We start from the raw sequence: 20,376 nt of genomic DNA, 5'->3' as shown, positions 1-20,376 counted from the left end.
TGTTCGCCCATAACCGCCCGCCGGTTCATTAGGGTGAGCAGTGTGAGCGATCCGCAGATCACCCTGACCGTCCGGCACACGCCGTCCGCGCTCGACGCGCGGCGCGGGGTTGTCCGGCTGCATCCGGAAGTGCTCGACGCGCTCGGCCTGCGCGCATGGGACGCCGTGCATCTCACCGGCGCGCGGCGCAGTGCCGCGTTGGCCGCGCCCGCCGCGGAGGAAGCGACGCCGGGGGTCGTGTTGACCGACGACGTCACCATGTCGAACCTCGGCGTCGCTGAGGGCGGCGAGGTCGTGGTCTCGCCCGCAGAGGTCGCCGCTGCCCGCACGGTCACCGTGTCCGGGTCTCGGCTGGCGTCGGTTTCGGTGTCGCCGCAGACGTTGCGGCTCGCGCTCACGGGCAAGGTGCTCACCCGCGGCGACGCGGTTTCCCTGTTGCCGCAAGACCTCGCGCCCGCGCCGGGATCGGACGTCGCCGCCGTGCGGGGCCAGCTGTCCCGCGTGATCGGGGCGACGTGGACCAACGAGCTGCTGACTGTCACCGCGACGGAACCGGCTGGCGTGGTCGTCGTCGGACCGTCCACTGTGGTCAGCTGGCGGGACGGTGCCCGCACTGGCACCCCCACCAGCGAACCGTCGGCGCGCAACGCGACCGCGCTCGTCCGCACCACCGCCGTCACCGCGGCCGAGGACTACCTCGAAGCGGAGATCGTCGAAGAGGTCGTCACGGAGGCCCGCGAGGAAGAGCAGGACGAGCCGGTGCCGGTCGCCGATCTGGTCGGGGCCGAGAGCGCGGCGCGCAAGCTGTCCGAGTGGTTCGATTTGGCGTTCCACCGACCGGAACTCCTGGCGAAGCTGGGCACTTCGGCGCATCTGGGCGTGCTGCTGTCCGGACCGGAGGGTGTCGGCAAGGCAACGCTGGTGCGGTCGGTCGCCGCGGCGGAGAAGGTGCGCGTGGTGTCGGTGACCGCGCCGAATATCGCGGTGCTGGAACCGAATGCGGCGCACCGGTCGCTGCGGGCGGCCATCGATCGGGCCGCGGACGGCAACGGTCCCGGCGTGCTGTTGATCAACGACATCGACGCCCTTCTCCCGGCCACCCAGCCACCGCCGGTGGCCACTGTGGTGTTGGAAGAACTGCGCGCCGCGCTGCGCCGGGACGGGCTGGCCGTGGTGGCCACGACCGCGCGGGCCGAGTCGGTGGATCCGCGGCTACGCGGCAGCGACCTGCTCGACCGCGAGCTGGGACTGCCGCTGCCGGACGCGAAAACGCGCGTCGAACTGCTCCGGATCCTGCTCCGCGACGTGCCGGTCGAATCGGGTGCCGACCTGGGCGTCCTCGCCGAACGGACCCCGGGATTCGTCGCCGCCGACCTGCTCGCCCTCCGCCGGGACGCGGCGCTGCGGGCCGCGTTGCGGCAGCGGGACGTCGACGAACCCAAGATCTCCCAGCAGGACCTGCTCGACGCGCTCGCGACCGTCCGGCCGATCTCGCTGTCCACTTCGGACAACCTGGCCACCGGCGGGCTGACTCTGGACGACGTCGGCAACATGACGTCGGTCAAGGAAGCGCTCACCGAAACCGTGCTGTGGCCGCTGCGCTACCCGGACTCGTTCGCGCGGCTCGGCATCGAACCGCCGCGCGGCGTGCTGCTGTACGGCCCGCCCGGCGGCGGCAAGACGTTTCTGGTCCGGGCGCTCGCCGGCACCGGCGCGCTGAACGTGTTCGCGATCAAGGGTGCGGAACTGCTGGACAAATGGGTCGGCGAATCGGAGCGCGCGGTCCGCGACCTCTTCCGCCGGGCCGCCGACGCCGCCCCCTCGCTGATCTTCCTCGACGAGATCGACGCGCTCGCCCCACGCCGCGGCCAGTCGTCCGACTCCGGCGTGGCCGACCGCGTGGTCGCCGCGCTGCTCACCGAACTGGACGGCGTCGAGCCGATGCGCGAGGTCGTCGTGCTGGGCGCGACGAACCGGCCCGAACTGGTCGACCCGGCGCTCCTGCGTCCCGGACGGCTGGAGCGGCGGATCTACGTCCCGCCGCCGGACGCCGAATCCCGCGCCGCGATCCTCGCCGCGACGGCCAAGCACACCCCGCTGGCGTCCGATGTGGACCTCGCGGCCACCGCGGAGGCGTTGGAGGGCTACTCGGCCGCCGACTGCGCCGCGCTGATCCGCGAGGCGGCGCTGACCGCGATGCGCGAGTCGCTGGAGGCACGCGAGGTGACCGCGGCGCACTTGGACAAGGCGCGCGAGGCGGTGCGGCCGTCGCTGGACGCCGCGCAGCTGGCGACGCTGGAGGCTTACGCGCAGGCGCAGCAGGAACGGTGAGGCCGTGAGTGCGCCGCCCGCCGTGCCGAACCGCTCGCCCTCCGCGGCCGCCGATGTCGCGTGCTAGACGACCGCCCCGATGTGGCATTGGGGTGCGCTGAGCCGGACAGGCGCAGGCAGTACTCGCCACCTCGCGACAGCTGATCGGCAGCGGCTCGCTGCCGGACATGCTTGCCGAGCTGCCAGACGTGTCGAGCGGCCGCGCTCCGCACGTGAACCAGCCGAGCGCTAAACGCGGGCAGCCCATCGGACAACCCCCTGTGCGCGGCCCAGCACCACCCACCCGGCAGCACACATGACAAAGCCCGCGCCGTAGCGCGGGCTTTGTCGTAGGTGCGGGAAGGTCAGCTGCCCTTGTGTCCGCCGGGCTGGTAGTCCTTCGTGATGATCACTATCACGCCCGGGCTCGAGTTCTGGATGCCCTCGAACCGGGGCTGGGCCTGGAAGCCGAATTCGGCGGCCAGCTGCTTCGCGGCGGCTTCCTCGTCGGTGCCCGGCCGGAAGTAGGCCGTGGTCGTCGGGATGTTGCCCTGCGAGTAGTTGCCGACCTCGGCGACGTTCCAGCCCGATCCGCGGAAATCGGCGGCGGCCTGTTCGGCGAGGTGCTTGATCAGCGAGTTGTTGTAGACCCGCAGGGTGACCCACTTGTTCGAAGCCTGCTGGTCCGGACCCGCCTGGCCTGGCTGTCCTGGCTGCTGGCCCGGCTGGCCGCCGGGCTGCCCGGGCTGACCCGACGCCGGAGCCGACGACGCGGCGGACGACGAGGCCGGGGCCGACGAGGAGGCGGGCGACGACGGTGCGGAGCTGGGAGCCGAGGACGACTGCTGCGGCGCGGACGACGATCCGCCGGGCGCGGTGGGCTCGCCGGACGTGCTCGGCCCGGCGTTCTGGTCCCCGCTCGTGTTGAGCACGGTCACCCCGCCGATGACGGCGGCGACGACCGCGACCCCGATCAGCGCGACGCCCGCGGCTTTCAGCGGCCGGGACAGTCCCGAGAAGACGCTCATGACAGCTCGATCCCCAACCGCCGGGCCCCGCGTTTGCGCTGACGGGCGGCGCGCGTTTTGCGCAGCCGCTTGACCAGCATCGGATCGGCCGCGACCGCCTCCGGCTTGGCCAGCAGCGTGTTCAGCAACTGGTAGTAACGGGTGGAGGACAGTCCGAAGCGCTCCCGGATGGCGTTCTCCTTCGCCCCGGCGTGGCACCACCACTGCCGCTCGAACGCGAGGATGTCCAGTTCGCGTTCGGTCAGGCCACCGACATTTTCCGGCGGCGACGGCTGGTTCCCAGCCATCGACTCCGCGGCGTCCATGCGGTCCTCGCAATCGGTGTCGGCAGTCCTTCCGCGGGCGTCATTGAACCACGGAACCCATGCTCGACATGGGCATCCGACACGGCGCGTCACGGTCCGATCCAGGTCTATCAGAAGGGTCCGACTAAACTCGGCGTCCGTGACCGTCCACCCCATCTGCATCGCCGGCGAACCCGTGCTGCACCAGCCGACGCGCGAGATCACCGAGTTCGACGACAAGCTCGCCACCCTCGTCGAGGACATGTTCGAGACCATGTACGCGGCCGAGGGCGTGGGCCTCGCGGCCAATCAGATCGGGCTCGACCTGCGGGTATTCGTATACGACTGCCCGGACGACGAGGGCAAGCAGCACAAGGGCGTGGTGGTCAACCCGAAGCTGGAGACCTCCGAGATCCCGGAGACCATGCCGGACCCGGACGACGACTGGGAGGGCTGCCTGTCCGCCCCCGGCGAGTCGTACCCGACCGGGCGCGCCTCGTGGGCGAAGGTGACCGGCTTCGACGTCGAGGGAAACCCGATCGAGGTCGAGGGCACCGGCTACTTCGCGCGGTGCCTGCAGCATGAGACCGATCACCTCGACGGGTTCATTTATCTGGACCGCCTCGTCGGCCGCCACGCGCGCGCGGCGAAGAAGATGCTGAAGAAGAACAAATGGGGCGTGCCCGGCCTGACCTGGCTGCCGCCCAAGGAACCCGCAGACGCCTGACCCGCGCGACGGGTCGCTGGACCACACCGCAAGCTCGCGCCGGTCACTGGACCCACCGCGAGATCGCGCCGGTCACTAGACCACCCCGCGAGACCGCGCCGATCTCCGGACCACACCGCAAGAGCGCGCCGGTCTCCGGACCACAACCCGAGATCGCGCTGGTTTCTGGACTGAGCGATTTCCCCGGCCCCCAGGCCGGGGAAATCGGGAGGGAAGAAACCAGCTTCCCGGCGATCTCGGCGCCTCGGCGGAGCCGAGGCCATCAACACCGCCGGGGCAATCCAACACCGCGGCGGGGTTGTGCCGACCCGACACCGCATGGCATCGTCGGACGGGCAACCTCAACCGAATGCAACGCGGGAGCTCGCGCCTTGGCGGGCTGAGAGGGTGACTGGTGTCCATCTCGCGGACACCCGGTGTCACCGACCGCATGAACCTGACCGGGTAATGCCGGCGTAGGGAGTGAACGTCGTTGACGACGCTGGAAAATCAGGGTGCCATCGCCCCGTCCGTCACCACCGGGCCGATCACCGGTTCGCGGAAGGTGTACCACCGCACCGAATCCGGACTGCGGGTTCCGGCGCGGCGGATCGACCTGTCGAACGGGGAGCACTTCGACGTGTACGACACGTCCGGGCCCTACACTGATCCGGACGCGAACATCGATGTCCACAATGGACTTCACCCGCTGCGGTCCGGCTGGGCCGACGGGCGGGAGCACAACACCCAGCTCGGCTGGGCGAAAGCCGGGGTGATCACCCGGGAGATGGAGTTCATCGCCGCGCGCGAACGCTGTACGCCGGAGTTCGTGCGGGACGAGGTCGCCCGCGGTCGCGCGGTGATTCCGGTCAACCGCAAGCACCCGGAGACCGAGCCGATGATCATCGGCAAGAACTTCCTGGTGAAGATCAACGCCAACATGGGAAATTCGGCCGTCTGGTCCTCTGTGGAGGAAGAGGTCGACAAGATGGTGTGGGCGACCCGCTGGGGAGCCGACACGATCATGGACCTGTCCACCGGCAAGCGGATCCACGAAACGCGTGAGTGGATCGTGCGCAACTCGCCGGTCCCGGTCGGCACCGTGCCGATCTACCAGGCGCTGGAAAAGGTCAACGGGGAGCCGGAAAAGCTCACCTGGGAGATCTACCGCGACACCGTGATCGAGCAGTGCGAGCAGGGTGTCGACTACATGACGGTGCACGCGGGCGTGCTGCTGCGCTACATCCCGCTGACCGCGCACCGGGTCACCGGCATCGTCAGCCGCGGCGGGTCGATCATGGCCGCCTGGTGTCTCGCGCACCACCAGGAATCCTTCCTGTACACGCATTTCTCCGAGCTGTGCGAGATTCTGCGCGAGTACGACGTCACGTTTTCGCTCGGCGACGGCCTCCGTCCCGGTTCGATCGCGGACGCCAACGACCGCGCCCAGTTCGCCGAACTGGAAACCCTCGGCGAGCTGACGCACATCGCGCGCGAGCACGACGTGCAGGTGATGATCGAGGGCCCCGGCCACGTGCCGATGCACAAGATCAAGGAAAACGTGGAGCTGGAGGAAAAGCTCACCGGCGAGGCTCCGTTCTACACGCTCGGCCCGCTCGCCACGGACATCGCTCCGGCCTACGACCACATCACCTCGGCGATCGGGGCGGCGCAGATCGGCTGGTACGGCACGGCGATGCTGTGCTACGTCACGCCGAAGGAGCACTTGGGCCTGCCGAACCGCGACGACGTGAAGACCGGCGTGATCACCTACAAGATCGCCGCGCACGCCGCCGACCTCGCCAAGGGGCACCAGTACGCGCAGGACTGGGACGACGAATTGTCCAAGGCCCGCTTCGAATTCCGGTGGAACGACCAGTTCAACCTGTCGCTCGACCCGGACACCGCGCGGTCCTTCCACGACGAGACGCTGCCCGCGGAACCGGCCAAGACCGCGCACTTCTGCTCGATGTGCGGGCCGAAGTTCTGCTCGATGCGGATCACCCAGGACGTGCGCAAGTACGCCGAGGAGCACGGTCTGTCCTCCGTGGAGGCGATCGAGGCGGGCATGGCCGAGAAGTCCGCGGAGTTTTCCGAGCAGGGCAACAAGGTCTACCTGCCCGTGGTCAACCAGTGACCAGCACGCCCCGCACCGCCCTCACCATCGCCGGATCCGATTCCGGCGGTGGTGCGGGCGTGCAGGCGGACCTGCGCACGTTCTTCGCCAACGGCGTGCACGGACTGGTGGCGCTCACCGCGGTCACCGTGCAGAACTCGCTGGGCGTGCAAGGGTTTTCCGAGATTCCGGTCGACGTCGTCACCGCGCAGATCAAAGCGGTCGCCGAGGACATGGGCGTCAACGCGGCGAAAACCGGCATGCTCGCCACCGCGGAAATCATTCAGGCGGTGGCGAAGACCCTGGACGAAGTCCACATTGGACGCACCACGGACACGCCGTTCGTGGTCGACCCGGTGGCCGCGTCGATGACCGGCCACGCGCTGCTGCGCGAAGAAGCACTGGAAGCGATCCGGACGGAACTGTTCCCGCGAGCCACGCTCGTCACGCCGAACCTCGACGAGGTCCGGCTGCTGACCGGCGTCACGGTCACCGATGCCACGAGCCAGCGCGCGGCCGCGGAAGCGTTGCTGGAGTTCGGTTCCCAGTGGGTTCTGGTCAAGGGCGGGCACCTCTACGACGCCGCCGATTGCGTCGATCTGCTCACCGACGGTTCGACGGTGCTCGAGCTGAGCGGTCCGCGCATCGACACGGAAAACACCCACGGCGGCGGCGACACCATGGCGTCGGCGATCACCTCGTCGCTCGCGAAGGGCGCGGACGTGCCCACCGCGGTCGCCGAGGCGAAGCGGTTCATCGAACGCTGCGTCCAGGAGGCTTATCCGCTCGGCGCCGGGGTCGGCCCGGTTTCCCCGTTCTGGAGGCTCGCGAACCCGCAGTGAATGCGACACTGGGCGGATGAGCGAGACACCGGAAGCGTTGTGGGCGAAGCTGCCGCTTGAGGTGCAGCACGAGGTCGACGGCCTGGTCACCGAGCACCGCACCGCGTCGGCGGTCAAAACGATCCGCAATTCGGGCGTCACGCCCCGGCCCGGGATCGCCGAAGCACAAGCGGTGTACCAATACCGGATGTCGGTGCTGAAGCCGCCGCCGCGGTTTTAGCCGCGCGCGTCCACCGTCGGCAGCACGGTCGTCAGGCCGGTCCAGTCGGACGTCACCACGGATGCGTGCTGTTTGGCCAGTTCGGCCACGCGTTGTGTCGCCTGGTCGACGGTCGGGTTGTGGTCGTCGATGGCCGGCGCGACGTTCTGCGCGTCCGTCATGACCACGTAGTAGTGGTTTTCGTCGTACCAGGACATTCCGGCCTTCGCGAGCCATTCGCTCGCGTCGCCGTCGAACACGACAAACCATGGTTTCTGCTCCGCGGAGTATTTGTCGCGCGGATCGCCGCTCGCGGCACCGTGCACGGTCGGGAAGATCTGCACCGAATTCAGCTTTCCGGCGGCCTTCTGGTCCAGCAGGTAACCGGCGTACTCGACGTCGGTGTGCAGCGTGTCGGTCGGGTTTCCCTCTTCGACGGTGCCGGGGATGATCTCGGTGAGCACCTTGCCCCGCAACGCGTCCAGCGTCGGCCAATTGTCCGCTTTGGACGCTTCGTCGAGCGTGGCGTGGCTGCCGAGAAGATCCGCGGGCTTGAACACCGCGGCACCGAGATGGTCGCGGAACGCGGCGTCCAGCTGGGCCGGACCGAGGCCGGTATTCGCGGAGAACCCGGTCTTCATTTCGATCTTCACCGTGAGCGGCGGGCGGCCGGGATGGGCGCCGAGCCAGATCCGGATGTCGTCCAGGCACGATTCGAGGTCTTTGTTGGTCCCGCCGGAGTAAAGGTCGGCCGCCGTTCGGGCGTCGACGCAGTTGTTGCCGTTTCCGAGCGGGCTGGAGTGGCTGACCTTCCACTCGTGAGTGAAGAAGTCCGGCCAGACGTCGAGTTCGAGCAGGGAGGAGCCGTTGTCCAGCGCCTGCGCGAGATACGGGTACGCGGCCGGGTCGTAGGTGTTGTGCACGCCGACCGTGGTCACGTGCGAGAGCTTCGGGCTGTCCGCGCTGGCCACCCCCGGGAAGGCCAGCGCGGACAAGAGCAGAAGACCGGCCACGGCGAGCTTCACAGGGTGTCTCCTTCGTCACTGGACCAGCACGAACACCTACTGTGCCATCGTGGTGGACTGTGACTGAAGCACAGTTGCCTCAATGGACCAGACCAGAAGTCGGAACGCGCACATGACAGAGAACCCGAGCCCGCCCTCCGCGCTCACCATCGCCGGATCGGATTCCGGCGGGGCCGCCGGGCTGCAGGCGGACCTGCGGACCTTCCTCACCTGCGGGGTGCACGGCCTGGTCGCGGTCACCGCGGTCACCGTCCAGAACACGCTCGGCGTGCACGACCGCTCCGACCTGCCGCCGCACATCGTCGCCGGGCAGATCGAGGCGGTCGCGGCGGACATGGGCGTCGGCGCGGCGAAGACCGGCATGCTGGCGTCCGCGGAGATCATCCACGCGGTCGCGGCGGCCTGCGACAAGGCCGGGATCGGGCGCGACGGCGCGATTCCGTTCGTGGTCGACCCGGTGGCCGCGGCGATGACCGGTCAGTCTCTGTTCGACGACAACGGCCTCGCCGCGTTGCGCGACGAGCTCCTGCCGCGCGCCACCGTGCTCACGCCGAACCTGGACGAGGTGCGGCTGCTTACCGGCATGACCGTGACCGACCGCGAAGGCATGCACACCGCGGCTGTCGTGCTGCACCAGCTCGGCCCGAAGTACGTGCTCGTGAAGAGCGGCCACCTGCAGTCCGACCCGGAGTGCGTCGACCTGCTTTTCGACGGTTCGACCTTCGTGGAGCTGCCCGGCCCGCGCTGGCAGACGCCGCACACGCACGGGGCCGGCGACACCATGGCGTCCGCGCTGACCGCGGGGCTGGCCAAGGGCATGCCGGTGGTCGAAGCGGCGCGCTACGGCAAGTGGTTCGTCTCGCAGGCCGTCGAGCACTCGTACCCGATGGGCGCGAAGGTCGGCCCGGTGTCGGCGTTCTGGCGGCTGGCCCCGGAAGAGCGCTAACCCTCGTCGGAGATCAGGGCTTCCAGCGCGGGCAGCGCGGAAATGATCGACTCGCGTGCCTCGGGCGTGAGCCGGTCGAGGCGGCGGTTGAGCTCCTGCACGCGAGTGGAGCGCACGCCGGAGACGAGGCGTTCGCCTTCCTCGGTGGCGCGGGCGAGCCACGCGCGCCGGTCGAGCGGGTCGGACTCGCGCGTGACGTAGCCGGCCTCGACCAGCGTGGCCACGATCCGCGACATCGTGGCCGCCGCGACGCCTTCCTTCGCGGCGAGGTCGCCCAGCCGCAGCTCGCCGAAGTGGACCAGGGTGGCCAGCGCGGAGATCGACCCGTGGCCCGGCCCAGGCACGCCCGCCTGGCGCAGCGACCGCGAGAGCCGTCCCACCGCTAGGTACAACCGGCCCGATACGTCCTGGACCGAGGAAAGAGTCACGATCGGCTCCTTCTGACGCTGGTGCCCGCCGCTGGGTGCGCCGGAAAGGGTGCCGTCAACCATACGGCGTTCCCGTGCACAATCCGTGTCAAGCGCGGGCGAAATCACCATAACCTGGGTATTTGTGCAGCTTGCCCGCCCGTTCAGAGCACCGACACGTCGAGCGGAAGTTCCGCGGGCGGCGGCAGCGGCGCGGCGGCGTCCGCCCGGAACGACTGCAGCAGGTATCCCGCGAGCCGACGCGACGCCGCCGGCGTCGCGGCTCCCGCGCCCGACCGCAGTCCGCCGTTCGCCAGCAAGACCAGCGACAGGTCGGAAACCGCGAAGTCAGCCCGCAGCGCACCGGCTTCTTTCGCCCGGCGGATCAACTCGGCGAACCCCCGCAACGCCCGGTCCCGCAGCTCCGCGAAAGCGGCCTGATCCGGCAGCGCGGTCACGATCGCGGCGGAGAAACCGTGGTTGCGCGCCTGCATCGCGCAGACCTCCTCGATCACCCGGCAGAACCCGCGCCACGGATCGGGGTCGGCGAGCGCCTCGTCGAGCATGCCCGCGCATTCGGCCATCGGCTCCGCGAAGGCTTCGGCGACCAGGTCGGCTTTCGTCGGGAAATGGCGGTACACCGTCGCGACGCCGAGGCCAGCGCGGCGCGCCAGCTCGCTCATCGACACGTCCAGGCCCTCGGTCTCGAAGGTGCGCTCAGCGACCTCGAGGATGCGCGCGCGATTGTGGGCGGCGTCAGTGCGCAACCGAGTGGATTTTTCCGGCACTCTCTCACTTTACGCGAACCGGAAGACCCTTTCCACTTTCCGTGCTAGAAGTGGAACATGCCTTCCACTTCGATGCGAGCCATCACCTACGACCGCTACGGACCGCCGGAAGTCCTGCGCGAGACCACCGTTCCGACGCCGGTGCCGGGCCCGGGCGAAGTGCTCGTCCGGGTGCGCGCGCTGTCGGTCAACGGCGGCGAACTCGCCATGCGGTCGGGGAAGCTGCTTCCGTTCAGCGGCAAGCGTTTCCCCAAGCGGATCGGCGTGGACCTGGTAGGCGAGGTAGTCGAGCCCGGGACGAGCAGGTTCGCCGTCGGCGACCTCGTCTGGGGCGGCGGGCGACGGATGGGCACCGCCGCTGAGTACTACGCGATGGCCGCCGATCGGCTGGACCACGTGCCGGCCGGGCTCGATCCCGCGCAGGCGGCGTCGCTTCTGGCGGGCATCACCGCGATTACCGCGCTGCGCGACAAAGCCCATCTCATGCCCGGTGAACGCCTGTTGATCCGCGGCGCGACCGGCGGGGTCGGTTTCGTAGCCACCCAGCTCGGCAAGGCGATGGGCGCGCACGTGACCGGGCTGGCCAGCGCCAAGAACCTGGAGCTGGCAAGGGAACTCGGCGCGGACGTCGCGCTCGACTACCGCGATCCGGGCGTCCTCGGGAAGTTCGACGTCATCCTCGACACGGTCGGCCGCGACCTCGACACGTTCCAGCGGCTGCTGACCCCGCGCGGACGGATGGTCGCGATCGCGTTCGACCTCGCCCATCCGGCCCGCACGCTCGGCTACGTCGCGGCGAACTCGCTGCGGCCTGCCCGCTGGGTACGGGCTTTCAGCGGGAACCCCAAGGCCGATCTGCTCGCTGATCTGAGCCGATGGGTCACTGCCGGGTTGGTGCGGCCGTTGGTGGATCAAGCGTTTCCGCTGGCAGACATTGCCGACGCGCACCGCGCGCTCGAAAGCGGCGGTGTGCGCGGCAAAATCGTCGTCGAGGTGTAATTCAGCGAGGCGGACTCGACGCCTGCGCCCAAAACCGCTGCGGTACCCGTCCCGCGCCGCGTGCCAGGTACCCGGCTTCCACCGCGCTCCGCATCGCCAGCGCCATCCGTTCCGGATCCGCCGCCCGGGTCACCGCGGTCGACAGCAGCACCGCGGAGCAGCCGAGTTCCATCGCCAGCGTGGCGTCCGACGCCGTGCCGATCCCCGCGTCCAGCACGATCGGCACCGACGCGCGCGAGACGATCAGCTCGATGTTGTGCGGGTTCCGGATGCCCAGCCCGGTGCCGATCGGGGCGCCGAGCGGCATCACCGCGGCGCAGCCCGCCTCCTCCAGGCGGAGGGCGAGCACCGGGTCGTCGTTGGTGTAGGCGAACACCGTGAACCCGTCCGCCACCAGGCGTTCGGCTGCTTCGAGGGTTTCCAGCGGATCGGGCAGCAGGGTGCGGTCGTCGGCGTGGACTTCGAGTTTGATCAGGTTCGTTTCCAGCGCCTCGCGGGCCAGCTGGGCGGTGAGCACGGCTTCGGCCGCCGTCCGGCAGCCCGCGGTGTTGGGCAGCAGCTCGATGTCCAAGCGCCGCAGCAACTCCAGCACGCCGGAGCCGCCCTCGGCGTCGGCGCGGCGCATCGCCACGGTGGTGAGCTGGGTGCCCGACGCGACCAGCGCTCGTTCCAGCACTTCGAGATTCGCCGCGCCACCGGTGCCGATGATCAATCGCGACGACAGCTTGTGTTCGCCGATGATCAGGTCGTCCATGCTCAACCTCCTTGAACCGCAGTCAGCACTTCGAGCTGCGCGCCCTTCGGCACGACCGCCTCTTCCCATTCGCCACGCCGCACGACCTCGCCGTTGACCGCGACGGCCACGCCGCGGCGTTCCGCTCCCAGCGCGTCCAAGACCGCGGAAACGGTGCTGTCGTCGGGGAATTCCCGCCATTCGCCGTTGACCTTGATCTCCATCAGACTCGCTCCTTCTCGACCAGACGGGCCGGCGTCGCCGCGGCGACCTCCGGGGGCGGGGCTTCGCCGGCCAGCCACGCGACCACGGCGTCCGCAGTCGCGGGTGCCATCAGCAAACCGTTGCGGTGGTGTCCTGTCGCCGCGTACACGCCTTCGCTCACTTCGCCGATGTACGGCAAAGCGTCGCGGCTCGCGGCCCGCAGTCCGGCGGCGACTTCCACCAGCTCGTACTCCGTGATGCCGGGCAGGATCCGTTCCGCGCCTTCCAGCAGCTCGCGTACGCCGCGCGCGGTGACAGCCTGGTCGAAACCGGCCTCGTACTGCGTCGCGCCAAGAACCAGTTCGCCGTCTTCTCGCGGTACCAGATAGATCGGCCGTCCTTCGACCATCGCGCGCACTGTGTACGGCGGAGGAGGCAGACAGCCGCGACGCGGACGCAGCCGCAGGATTTCGCCCTTCAGCGGGCGTACGGCGTGCTCCAGCGACGGATGCAGCTGGCCGGTCCACGCTCCGGCAGCGAGGATCACCGGACCGGACACCTCAGAGAGGCTCTGCAGCCGTTCGCGACGGAACTCAACCCCACGCTTCGTAGCCGCTTCGCTCAGCGCTGTGAGCAGTTTCCGGTTGTCCACCGCCAAATCGCCCGGCACGTGCAGGCCGCTGCGGACCGCGCCGAGGCCTGGCGCGAGCCGCTTCGCCTCGCGGCCGGTGAGCGTCTCGACGTCGCGATCGAGCGAACGCAGGTACTCGGCGAGGATGTCGAGGTGCCCGGCGTCGGCGCTGTCGAACCCTACGACGATCGTGCCGTGCTCGGCCAGCCCGGGATCGGTGCCTTCGGCGGCGAGGTCCCGCGCGAAGCCCGGCCAGCGCCGCAGCGACGCTTCCCCCAGGCTGAGCACGGCTTCCTCGCCCGGCCACGCCTCGGTGACCGGCGCGAGCATCCCGCCGGCCAGCCAGGACGCGCCGCCGCGCACCGGATCCGGGTCGACGACCGTGACGCGCCATCCTCGGGCGGCCGCGCGCCAGGCCGCGGACAGCCCGATGACGCCGCCGCCGACGACAGTGACGGTTGTGGTGCTGGTGTTCACAGTGGAATCACGCTCCCTGCGCCGGCATGACCCGGATCAGGTTCCACGGTCGGAGCGGCAGCTCCCTCTCAGCCCGTGCCTCGGGCTCCCGTGCGGACCCCCACACCGTAGCGCGCGGGTAACGTCACCGCCATGCCTGCCTTGACCGGAGACCAGATTCGCGCCCGGCTAGCCGACGCTCGGCTGTACTTGTGCACCGACGCCCGTGCCTCCCGCGGAGACCTCGCCGAGTTCGCCGACGCCGCACTGGCCGGTGGCGTGGACATCGTGCAGCTGCGGGACAAGACCGGCGGCGCGCCGCTGGAGGCCAAGCAGGAGATCGCGGCGCTAGAGGTCCTGGCGGAGGCCTGCGCGCAGCATGGAGCGTTGCTCTCGGTCAACGACCGGGCGGATGTGGCGCTGGCCGTCGGAGCTGATGTCCTGCACCTGGGCCAGGACGACATTCCGGTATCGCTCGCGCGCCGAGTCCTGGGCGACGACGTGGTGATCGGCCGGTCCACCCATTCGGAGGAGCAAGCAGCGGCAGCCGCGGTCGAAGACGGAGTGGACTACTTCTGCACCGGCCCCTGCTGGCCGACGCCCACCAAACCCGGCCGCTCCGCCCCCGGCCTGGGCCTAGTCCGCTCAACCGCAGCGATCGGCACGACCCGACCCTGGTTCGCGATCGGCGGAATCGACGAGACCCGCCTGCCAGAAGTCCTGGACGCAGGCGCCTCCCGCATCGTCGTGGTCAGGGCCATCACCGAAGCAGAAGATCCAAAAGCCGCCGCAGAAACACTAAAATCACAGCTCCCCTAACCCCCAACAAAACCGCCACCAACGCACCCACAATCGAGGCACCCACACCACCCCCGCACCCCGATACGAAGCCTCCCTGCGGTTCGGGGGTGCTTGTCAAGGCATCTTTCCCGCCTTGACAAGCACCCCCGAACCGTCAGCACACTCAGGCTTCGGGGTGCCCCACCGCACCATCCACCCGCAATGTCGCCGCCAGGCGACGAGCCGAACTACTGCCCCGCATTAGACGGAACCGCAGGCGCAGTAGGCGTCTGACTAGCACTAGGCACCTGCGAACTAGTCGTCGGAGTCGCAGACGAGGACGGCGTACGCGTCGGCTGCTGCGTAGCCTGCGAAGACGGCGGAGCGGACTGCGTAGTACTCGGCACCGACGTCGGGGTGTTCTGCCTCGACTCCCCAGACGACGGAGTCTGCGGCGCAGTGCTAGGCGTGTCGTCCCGGCGTTGATCCTGATGCTGGCTGGTATCCGGCTGCCGAGGAATCAACCCCGTAGACACGCTGCCCTGAGTCGACCAATCCAAGCCGAGCAAGACCACCAACGCGGCGACAAAGGCAACGGCACTCGACCCGATAACCAACGGCCACCGCATCTTGCGCAGCTTCTCGCCCAGAGTCTCAGCCTTCTCCGGTTCAGTCGGCTTCAGTTCGGACAACCGAACCGTAGGCATGTTGGCCAAGTCAGCAGGGAGATACACCGTCGGAGCCTCGCCAGGCCCGGGCTGGCGAACCTGCTGGCTGAGGCCAGGCTCACGAACCTGCTCGCTGTGGCGGGTCTGGCGAACCGTATCGCCGGGCTGACGAACCGCATGGCCGAGCGGCACGCGCACCGGGGCGAGGCTGCCGCGGCTTCGCCGGGCCGCCGTTTCCATCGCCTTTCGCGCTGCCTCGCGAGTGCGTTGCAGAGAACGCAGGTACAACTCACCGCCGACCGTGCTGACCACACTGGCCACTCCGGCGCCGATGACCGTTCCCGCGACCCCCAGCGTCGAACCCAGCAACGCGGCGGTGACCGCCGCCAGCGCCGAGGCCAGCACCGAGGTCATCCGGAGGTTTTTCTCCTTCTTCTCCGGCGCTTCTTTCTGCTCCTCGCTCATGATCCCGTTCTGATCGTTTCCCGCCCGTTGTTCTCTGTTTCTTCAACGGTTAAGTCGTCCGAGACGCTCCCCGCGTTGCCCCGGCGTGAGGGACGCCACGTTGACTGTCCACAATGGATGGACTAAAGCTCACACATTCCTGACATACTCGCCCCATGCAGCTCGTGACGATCACCGACATCGAAACCGCGGCCGGGCGGATCAAGGGCACCGCGGTGCACACCCCCCTGCTGCGTCAGCTCTGGGTTCCCGGCGAATTCTGGGTGAAACCCGAGAGCCTGCAACCGATCGGCGCGTTCAAGATCCGCGGCGCGTACAACGCGATCGCCGCGCTCACCGACGCCGAACGGGAACGCGGAGTGGTCGCGTATTCGAGCGGCAACCACGCGCAAGCGGTCGCCTACGCCGCCCGCGAATTCGGGATTCCCGCGGTGATCGTGGTGCCGGACGTCACTCCGCGACTGAAGGTCGAGGCCACCCTCCGCTGGGGCGCGGAAGTCCGCGAAGTGCCGATCGCGGAACGGGAATCGGCGGCGCTCGGACTCGCCGAGGAACGCGGTCTCACGCTGATCCCGCCGTTCGACCACCCGGACATCATCGCCGGGCAGGGCACCGTCGGTCTGGAGATCGCGCAAGACCTGCCGGACGTCGAGACCGTGCTGGTCCCGATCAGCGGCGGCGGCTTCGCCTCCGGCGTCGGGACCGCGATCAAGACGAAATGCCCGAACGCGAAGGTCTACGGCGTCGAACCGGAACTGGCGGCTGACACCGCCGCCAGCCTCGCCGCGGGCAAACGCGTCGACTGGCCCATCGCCGACCGCGCCCGCACCATCGCCGACGGTCTGCGCGCGCAACCGTCCGAGCTGACCTTCGCACATCTGCAGCGCGTCCTGGACGGCGTGCTCACCGTGACCGAGGACGAAATCCGCGACACCGTCCGGGTGCTGGCCCAGCAGGGCCGCCTAGTCACGGAGCCGAGCGGCGCCACCGCTCCGGCCGCCTACCTGCACCACGCCGACGAACTCCCCGGCGGACGCACCGTCGCGATCGTTTCCGGCGGCAACATCGATCCGGCGATGCTGGCCGAACTGCTCGCCTGACGCCGGGCGGTCACCAGTTGACGGTCTGGCCTTGGCGGTCCAGATAGTGCAGCCCGCCCTTGCCCGCCCAAGCCTCGATCGTGTCGGCGACGCCCGGGATGCTCTCGTCGATGGTCAGCCGCGCGCGGGGCCCGCCCAGGTCCGTCTTTACCCAGCCGGGAGCCATGAGCAGCAGCGTGCGCGGGTCGTCGGCGTGCCGCGCGGCGTAACTGCGCATCAGCTGGTTCAGCGCGGACTTGCTCGCCCGGTAGACCTCGAAGCCGCCGTTCGTGTTGTCGGCGACGCTGCCCTGACCCGACGACATCACGCCAATGGTGCCCGTCGCGGGGACCAGGTCCCGCAGGGTCTCGACGGCGCGCATCGGGCTCAGCGCGTTGGTCACCATGACCTGGACGAAGTCCTCGGTGGACACGTCGGCGAAGGTCGCCGCTGGGTCGGTCGTGTAGTTGGTCCCGGCGTTGACGAACAGCAGGTCGAACGCCGACCCGGCCAGCCGCTCGCGCAGCGCCGCGACCTGGCCGGGCACCGCGATGTCGACGGTCTCCACCGTCAGCCTTCCCTCGGCCGAGCCGGCCAGCTCGTGCAGCGCGGAGGGCGTGCGCTCGGTCGCGGTGACCTGCCAGCCGCGGCGGAGGAACTCGGCGGCCAGCGCGTAGCCCAGTCCGCGCGACGCCCCGATGATCAAAGCACTCTTGCCGGCCATGCTCGCTCCTTAGCTATCAACTGATAGCTAATCTACGACGCGCGATGGATACCTGTCAAACGATAGCTATGCTGGCTGCGTGAAAGACGAGCAGCTCTTCGAGGTGGCCGACCTGATCCTCGCGGTGGCCCGGCACATCAATGCCGCCAAGGAAGCCAACGCCGAGTCCGGGACGCCGCTGGAAGGAGCGGTGATGCGGTTCGTCGACCGGCACCCGGGCACCACGGTTAACGCCGCGGCCGAGGCCACCCAGATGATCTCCAGCAACGTCAGCCGAGCCGTCCGGGGCTTGGAGAACAAGGGCCTGCTCCGCCGCGAAGCCGATCCCGACGACGCCCGGCGAGTACGCCTTTACCCGACCCCCAAGGCGGCCGAGAACCTGCAACGGCTCCGCGATACCTGGTCCGAGCTGCTCGACGGGACCTTCACGGATGCCGAGGAGCTCGGCTCGTTGATCACCGCGCTGCAGCGCATCGAGACCCGGCTAGTCGCCCGATCCCGCGGCACCGGCTGACCCGCGCAACCGAGCCAGCACCGCGTCCAGCCCCTGCCGCACCATCTCCGGCATCCCGTCGCGGCGCAGACCGGCCAGCAGCTGCTCGTTGATCCCGCCCGGTGACGATGGCGGCCGTCAGCTCCCCCGTACCGGCAAACCCCAGCACACTTCCCCCACGAAAGATCAGCGATGCCCGCCGGGATGGACGTGCGTGGGCGGCCCTTCCACCCCGCAGTGCAAACAGTCCCCGGGATGCGGCGAATCATCCGCTTCGGCGGCGCCGAGCACGCCGTTGTGAATTCCTAACGCGATAAGCCCGCCGACGATCGCCAGCACCGCGCAGATCACCAGCGCCGTCTGCCATCCGGCGGTCAGCGCGACCGGATCGCGGTAAGCGGAACCCGTCAGACCCGCCGCGGCAGGCAGAACCGCCACCGCCAGAAGTCCACCCGATCGGGCGATCGCGTTGTTGACCCCGGACGCGACCCCGGCGTACCGGTCCGGTGCGGCGGCCAGCACCGTCGCGGTGACCGGAGCGACCACAGTGGCCAGTCCCAGCCCGAACACCACCACCGCGGGCAGCACCGACCCGAGATACGACGACTCCGGTCCCACCCGGGTCAGCAGCAACATCCCGGCGCCGACGACGATCGGGCCGACTACGAGCTGCAGCCGCGGTCCGATCCGCTGCGCGAGCGCTCCCGACCGGCCGGAGAGCAGCAGCATGATCACCGTGATCGGCAATCCGGCCAGCCCGGCCAGCGTCGGCGAGTAACCCAGCGAGACCTGAAGCTGCAGCACCAGCAACATCATCACGCCGCCGAGTGCCGCGTAAACCACGAACGTCAGCGCATTCGACAGCGTGAAGGTCCGGTCGCGGAACAGCGAAGGCGGTACCAGCGGCTCAGCCGCCCGGTGCTGGAGCCAGAGGAACAAACCCAACCCGGCCACGCCGACCGCCAAGGCAATCAGCACGACCGGATCGCCGATCCCGCGCACCGGTGCCTCGACCAACGCGCCGGTCACCCCGGCGAGCCCGAGCGCGCCGACCGCCGCCGCCGCGTAGTCCGGATGCCCGGTCGCCGCCGTGTCCCGAGACTCGGGCACGAACCGCCGCGCCATCAGTACGACGATGACCGCGAGCGGCAGATTGATCAGGAACGCCAGCCGCCACGACCACGCCTGCACCAGCAGTCCGCCGAGCAGCGGCCCGACCGCCGCGGCGATGCCGCCGAGCCCGGACCACGAGCCGATCGCGCGGGCCCGGTCGTCGTGCGAGAACGACGACTGCAGGATCGCCAGCGAACCCGGCGTCAGCAACGCCCCGCCGATTCCCTGCAGCACGCGGAACAGCACGAGCAGTTCCGTCGACGGCGCCGCCGCGCACAGCCCGGACGCGAGGCCGAACCAGACCACGCCGACCAGGTACACCCGCCGCCTGCCGTAGCGGTCGCCGAGCGACCCGGCGACCAGGATCAGCGCGGCCAGCGCCAGCAGGTAGCCGTCGAGGATCCACTGCAGACCGGCGACCGACGCGCCCAGCTCCTCGCCGATCCGGGGCAGCGCGACGTTCACGATCGTGCCGTCGAGCATCGCCATCCCCGAACCGAGGATGGTCGTCCAGAGCACGCCGCGAGCCGCGGGCGTGCCCCAGCGGATGCCGGTCTCCCCCGCGGTCGTCACGCGGTCAGGGCAGCAGCGTGGTGACGAATTTGTACCGGTCGCCGCGATAGACCGCGCGGGCGAACTCGACCGGCTTGCCGTCGGTGGCGAACGAATGCCGGGTCAGCATCATCACCGGCATGCCGACGTCCGCGCCGAGGATCTCCGCTTCCTGCGGCCCGGCCAGCGACGTCTCGATGGTCTCCTCCGCGCGCTCCAGCTCGACGCCGTAATGCTCGCGCAGCACCGCGTACAGCGAACCGCCCGCGGTGATGTGCTTGCGCAGCCCGCGGAACCGGCCGAGCGGCAGATGCGTGGTCTCGAGCGCCATCGGCTGGCCGTCGGCGAGCCGGAGCCGGCGCAGCCGCAGGATCTTCGCGCCGTTGCGCAGCTGCAGCAGCTTCGTCATCTCGCCCTCGACCGGCAGCTCTTCGAGCTCCAGCAACTGGGACGACGGCTTCAGGCCCTGCTTGCGCATGTCCTCGGTATAAGAGGACAGCTGCAGCCGCTGCGCGAGCTTCGGCTCGGCGGCGAACGTGCCCTTGCCCTGGACGCGGTGCAGTCTGCCCTCGGCGGTCAGGTCCGCCAGCGCCTGGCGCACGGTGGTGCGCGAAACGGTGAACTCGCCCGCCAGCGCCCGCTCGGTCGGGATCGGCGATCCCGGCGGCAGTGCGTCGAGCAGGTCCAGCAGATGCTGCTTCAGCGCCCAGTATTTGGGTTCGCGCTGCCCTCGCGCAGCAGTCCCCGCCTCGCTCGCGGGGGGTGTCTCCAGCATGCCCGGCTCCCTCAGTCTTCCCACATTAAACGCGCCACTGCCCCGTGAGGAAA

General features: G+C 69.5%; 22 protein-coding genes and 1 riboswitch. Of the genes, 10 read left to right on the top strand and 12 right to left on the bottom strand.

Annotated features, from left to right (window positions below):
* The first annotated feature begins 42 nt into the window (after nucleotides 1–42).
* Nucleotides 43–2,331 (top strand): AAA family ATPase, encoded by a 2,289-nt coding sequence (locus tag ATK30_RS22500; RefSeq protein WP_101437292.1) that lies wholly within the window; start codon nucleotides 43–45, stop codon nucleotides 2,329–2,331.
* A 344-nt stretch (nucleotides 2,332–2,675) separates the two neighbouring features.
* Here the strand turns inward: ATK30_RS22500 and ATK30_RS22495 are convergent, their stop codons facing one another.
* Both ATK30_RS22495 and ATK30_RS22490 read right to left on the bottom strand, forming a co-directional pair.
* Complete coding sequence (locus ATK30_RS22495) at nucleotides 2,676–3,338, bottom strand: LytR C-terminal domain-containing protein (RefSeq protein WP_101437291.1); 663 nt, start codon at nucleotides 3,336–3,338, stop codon at nucleotides 2,676–2,678.
* A complete protein-coding gene (locus ATK30_RS22490) occupies nucleotides 3,335–3,643 on the bottom strand; it encodes a DUF3263 domain-containing protein (RefSeq protein WP_101437290.1) in 309 nt (102 codons plus the stop codon). The genes ATK30_RS22495 and ATK30_RS22490 overlap by 4 nt, the downstream gene beginning before the upstream one ends.
* Before the next feature lie 139 nt (nucleotides 3,644–3,782).
* Here ATK30_RS22490 and ATK30_RS22485 point away from each other — a divergent pair, with 139 nt between their 5' ends.
* From ATK30_RS22485 to ATK30_RS22470, 4 genes are all read left to right on the top strand, one after another.
* The gene (locus ATK30_RS22485) at nucleotides 3,783–4,349 is read left to right on the top strand and encodes a peptide deformylase (protein WP_101437289.1); all 567 of its coding nucleotides are present in this window, start codon (nucleotides 3,783–3,785) and stop codon (nucleotides 4,347–4,349) included.
* Between the two features lie 472 nt (nucleotides 4,350–4,821).
* The gene (gene thiC / locus ATK30_RS22480) at nucleotides 4,822–6,465 is read left to right on the top strand and encodes a phosphomethylpyrimidine synthase ThiC (RefSeq protein ID WP_279630011.1); all 1,644 of its coding nucleotides are present in this window, start codon (nucleotides 4,822–4,824) and stop codon (nucleotides 6,463–6,465) included.
* Nucleotides 6,462–7,286 (top strand): bifunctional hydroxymethylpyrimidine kinase/phosphomethylpyrimidine kinase, encoded by an 825-nt coding sequence (gene thiD / locus ATK30_RS22475; protein WP_101437288.1) that lies wholly within the window; start codon nucleotides 6,462–6,464, stop codon nucleotides 7,284–7,286. Before thiC ends, thiD (ATK30_RS22475) begins: the two co-directional genes overlap by 4 nt.
* Nucleotides 7,287–7,302: 16 nt before the next feature.
* Complete coding sequence (locus ATK30_RS22470) at nucleotides 7,303–7,506, top strand: hypothetical protein (protein ID WP_101437287.1); 204 nt, start codon at nucleotides 7,303–7,305, stop codon at nucleotides 7,504–7,506.
* Here ATK30_RS22470 and ATK30_RS22465 read toward each other — a convergent pair.
* Nucleotides 7,503–8,510 carry a phosphatidylinositol-specific phospholipase C domain-containing protein gene (locus ATK30_RS22465; protein ID WP_101437286.1) on the bottom strand — a complete coding sequence of 336 codons (1,008 nt, stop codon included), beginning with the start codon at nucleotides 8,508–8,510 and terminating at the stop codon, nucleotides 7,503–7,505. The two genes, ATK30_RS22470 and ATK30_RS22465, sit on opposite strands and share 4 nt — an antisense overlap.
* A 112-nt stretch (nucleotides 8,511–8,622) precedes the next feature.
* Here ATK30_RS22465 and thiD (ATK30_RS22460) point away from each other — a divergent pair, with 112 nt between their 5' ends.
* Nucleotides 8,623–9,456: a bifunctional hydroxymethylpyrimidine kinase/phosphomethylpyrimidine kinase gene (gene thiD, locus ATK30_RS22460; RefSeq protein WP_101437285.1), complete on the top strand. Its 834-nt coding sequence runs from the start codon at nucleotides 8,623–8,625 to the stop codon at nucleotides 9,454–9,456.
* Here thiD (ATK30_RS22460) and ATK30_RS22455 read toward each other — a convergent pair.
* Both ATK30_RS22455 and ATK30_RS22450 read right to left on the bottom strand, forming a co-directional pair.
* Nucleotides 9,453–9,884 (bottom strand): MarR family winged helix-turn-helix transcriptional regulator, encoded by a 432-nt coding sequence (locus ATK30_RS22455; protein ID WP_101440995.1) that lies wholly within the window; start codon nucleotides 9,882–9,884, stop codon nucleotides 9,453–9,455. The two genes, thiD (ATK30_RS22460) and ATK30_RS22455, sit on opposite strands and share 4 nt — an antisense overlap.
* A 143-nt stretch (nucleotides 9,885–10,027) precedes the next feature.
* The gene (locus ATK30_RS22450) at nucleotides 10,028–10,651 is read right to left on the bottom strand and encodes a TetR/AcrR family transcriptional regulator (protein ID WP_101437284.1); all 624 of its coding nucleotides are present in this window, start codon (nucleotides 10,649–10,651) and stop codon (nucleotides 10,028–10,030) included.
* Between the two features lie 57 nt (nucleotides 10,652–10,708).
* On the opposite strand from ATK30_RS22450, the gene ATK30_RS22445 reads away from it, so the two are divergent.
* On the top strand, nucleotides 10,709–11,650 hold the full coding sequence (locus ATK30_RS22445; RefSeq protein ID WP_101437283.1) for an NAD(P)-dependent alcohol dehydrogenase: 942 nt from the start codon (nucleotides 10,709–10,711) through the stop codon (nucleotides 11,648–11,650).
* Between the two features lies 1 nt (nucleotide 11,651).
* On the opposite strand, the gene thiG is transcribed toward ATK30_RS22445, so the two are convergent.
* The 3 genes from thiG to thiO all read right to left on the bottom strand — a co-directional run bounded on the left by thiG (nucleotide 11,652) and on the right by thiO (nucleotide 13,695).
* The gene (thiG, locus tag ATK30_RS22440) at nucleotides 11,652–12,404 is read right to left on the bottom strand and encodes a thiazole synthase (RefSeq protein WP_037807946.1); all 753 of its coding nucleotides are present in this window, start codon (nucleotides 12,402–12,404) and stop codon (nucleotides 11,652–11,654) included.
* Between the two features lie 2 nt (nucleotides 12,405–12,406).
* Nucleotides 12,407–12,607, bottom strand: a complete 201-nt coding sequence (thiS, locus tag ATK30_RS22435; protein ID WP_037361904.1) for a sulfur carrier protein ThiS — start codon at nucleotides 12,605–12,607, stop codon at nucleotides 12,407–12,409.
* Nucleotides 12,607–13,695, bottom strand: coding sequence for a glycine oxidase ThiO (gene thiO, locus ATK30_RS22430; protein WP_101437281.1), 1,089 nt, complete (start codon nucleotides 13,693–13,695; stop codon nucleotides 12,607–12,609). Before thiO ends, thiS begins: the two co-directional genes overlap by 1 nt.
* Nucleotides 13,692–13,797: riboswitch (TPP riboswitch) on the bottom strand. It overlaps the preceding gene by 4 nt.
* A 30-nt stretch (nucleotides 13,798–13,827) precedes the next feature.
* Between thiO and thiE the strand changes: the two genes are divergently transcribed.
* The gene (gene thiE, locus ATK30_RS22425) at nucleotides 13,828–14,493 is read left to right on the top strand and encodes a thiamine phosphate synthase (protein ID WP_101437280.1); all 666 of its coding nucleotides are present in this window, start codon (nucleotides 13,828–13,830) and stop codon (nucleotides 14,491–14,493) included.
* A gap of 209 nt (nucleotides 14,494–14,702) precedes the next feature.
* Here thiE and ATK30_RS22420 read toward each other — a convergent pair whose 3' ends face one another.
* Nucleotides 14,703–15,587, bottom strand: coding sequence for a RodZ family helix-turn-helix domain-containing protein (locus tag ATK30_RS22420; RefSeq protein WP_101437279.1), 885 nt, complete (start codon nucleotides 15,585–15,587; stop codon nucleotides 14,703–14,705).
* A gap of 155 nt (nucleotides 15,588–15,742) precedes the next feature.
* On the opposite strand from ATK30_RS22420, the gene ATK30_RS22415 reads away from it, so the two are divergent.
* Entirely contained in the window at nucleotides 15,743–16,687 is a 945-nt protein-coding gene (locus tag ATK30_RS22415; RefSeq protein ID WP_101437278.1) for a threonine ammonia-lyase, read from the top strand.
* A gap of 10 nt (nucleotides 16,688–16,697) precedes the next feature.
* On the opposite strand, the gene ATK30_RS22410 is transcribed toward ATK30_RS22415, so the two are convergent.
* Nucleotides 16,698–17,390: an SDR family NAD(P)-dependent oxidoreductase gene (locus tag ATK30_RS22410; protein WP_101437277.1), complete on the bottom strand. Its 693-nt coding sequence runs from the start codon at nucleotides 17,388–17,390 to the stop codon at nucleotides 16,698–16,700.
* A 79-nt stretch (nucleotides 17,391–17,469) separates the two neighbouring features.
* On the opposite strand from ATK30_RS22410, the gene ATK30_RS22405 reads away from it, so the two are divergent.
* Entirely contained in the window at nucleotides 17,470–17,904 is a 435-nt protein-coding gene (locus tag ATK30_RS22405; protein WP_101437276.1) for a MarR family winged helix-turn-helix transcriptional regulator, read from the top strand.
* Between the two features lie 165 nt (nucleotides 17,905–18,069).
* Here ATK30_RS22405 and ATK30_RS22400 read toward each other — a convergent pair whose 3' ends face one another.
* Together ATK30_RS22400 and ATK30_RS22395 are read right to left on the bottom strand one after the other, a co-directional pair.
* Nucleotides 18,070–19,569, bottom strand: coding sequence for an MFS transporter (locus ATK30_RS22400; protein ID WP_101437275.1), 1,500 nt, complete (start codon nucleotides 19,567–19,569; stop codon nucleotides 18,070–18,072).
* A gap of 4 nt (nucleotides 19,570–19,573) precedes the next feature.
* The gene (locus tag ATK30_RS22395; protein ID WP_009084055.1) at nucleotides 19,574–20,323 is read right to left on the bottom strand and encodes a GntR family transcriptional regulator; all 750 of its coding nucleotides are present in this window, start codon (nucleotides 20,321–20,323) and stop codon (nucleotides 19,574–19,576) included.
* Nucleotides 20,324–20,376: the final 53 nt, after the last annotated feature.

The organism is Amycolatopsis echigonensis (genome assembly GCF_002846615.1).
Classification (GTDB): Bacteria; Actinomycetota; Actinomycetes; order Mycobacteriales; family Pseudonocardiaceae; genus Amycolatopsis; species Amycolatopsis echigonensis.
Note: the sequence above shows the minus strand (reverse complement) of the source record. Positions and strands in the feature narration are given on the sequence as shown.

What these genes read in the sequence shown, in the direction of transcription:
- ATK30_RS22495 (WP_101437291.1), bottom strand. Translation starts at nt 3,338, where the DNA reads ATGAGCGTCTTCTCGGGACTGTCCCGGCCGCTGAAAGCCGCGGGCGTC.
- ATK30_RS22490 (WP_101437290.1), bottom strand. Translation starts at nt 3,643, where the DNA reads ATGGACGCCGCGGAGTCGATGGCTGGGAACCAGCCGTCGCCGCCGGAA.
- ATK30_RS22470 (WP_101437287.1), top strand. Translation starts at nt 7,303, where the DNA reads ATGAGCGAGACACCGGAAGCGTTGTGGGCGAAGCTGCCGCTTGAGGTG.
- thiD (WP_101437285.1), top strand. Translation starts at nt 8,623, where the DNA reads ATGACAGAGAACCCGAGCCCGCCCTCCGCGCTCACCATCGCCGGATCG.
- ATK30_RS22445 (WP_101437283.1), top strand. Translation starts at nt 10,709, where the DNA reads ATGCCTTCCACTTCGATGCGAGCCATCACCTACGACCGCTACGGACCG.
- thiG (WP_037807946.1), bottom strand. Translation starts at nt 12,404, where the DNA reads ATGGACGACCTGATCATCGGCGAACACAAGCTGTCGTCGCGATTGATC.
- thiS (WP_037361904.1), bottom strand. Translation starts at nt 12,607, where the DNA reads ATGGAGATCAAGGTCAACGGCGAATGGCGGGAATTCCCCGACGACAGC.
- thiE (WP_101437280.1), top strand. Translation starts at nt 13,828, where the DNA reads ATGCCTGCCTTGACCGGAGACCAGATTCGCGCCCGGCTAGCCGACGCT.
- ATK30_RS22420 (WP_101437279.1), bottom strand. Translation starts at nt 15,587, where the DNA reads ATGAGCGAGGAGCAGAAAGAAGCGCCGGAGAAGAAGGAGAAAAACCTC.
- ATK30_RS22415 (WP_101437278.1), top strand. Translation starts at nt 15,743, where the DNA reads ATGCAGCTCGTGACGATCACCGACATCGAAACCGCGGCCGGGCGGATC.
- ATK30_RS22410 (WP_101437277.1), bottom strand. Translation starts at nt 17,390, where the DNA reads ATGGCCGGCAAGAGTGCTTTGATCATCGGGGCGTCGCGCGGACTGGGC.
- ATK30_RS22395 (WP_009084055.1), bottom strand. Translation starts at nt 20,323, where the DNA reads ATGCTGGAGACACCCCCCGCGAGCGAGGCGGGGACTGCTGCGCGAGGG.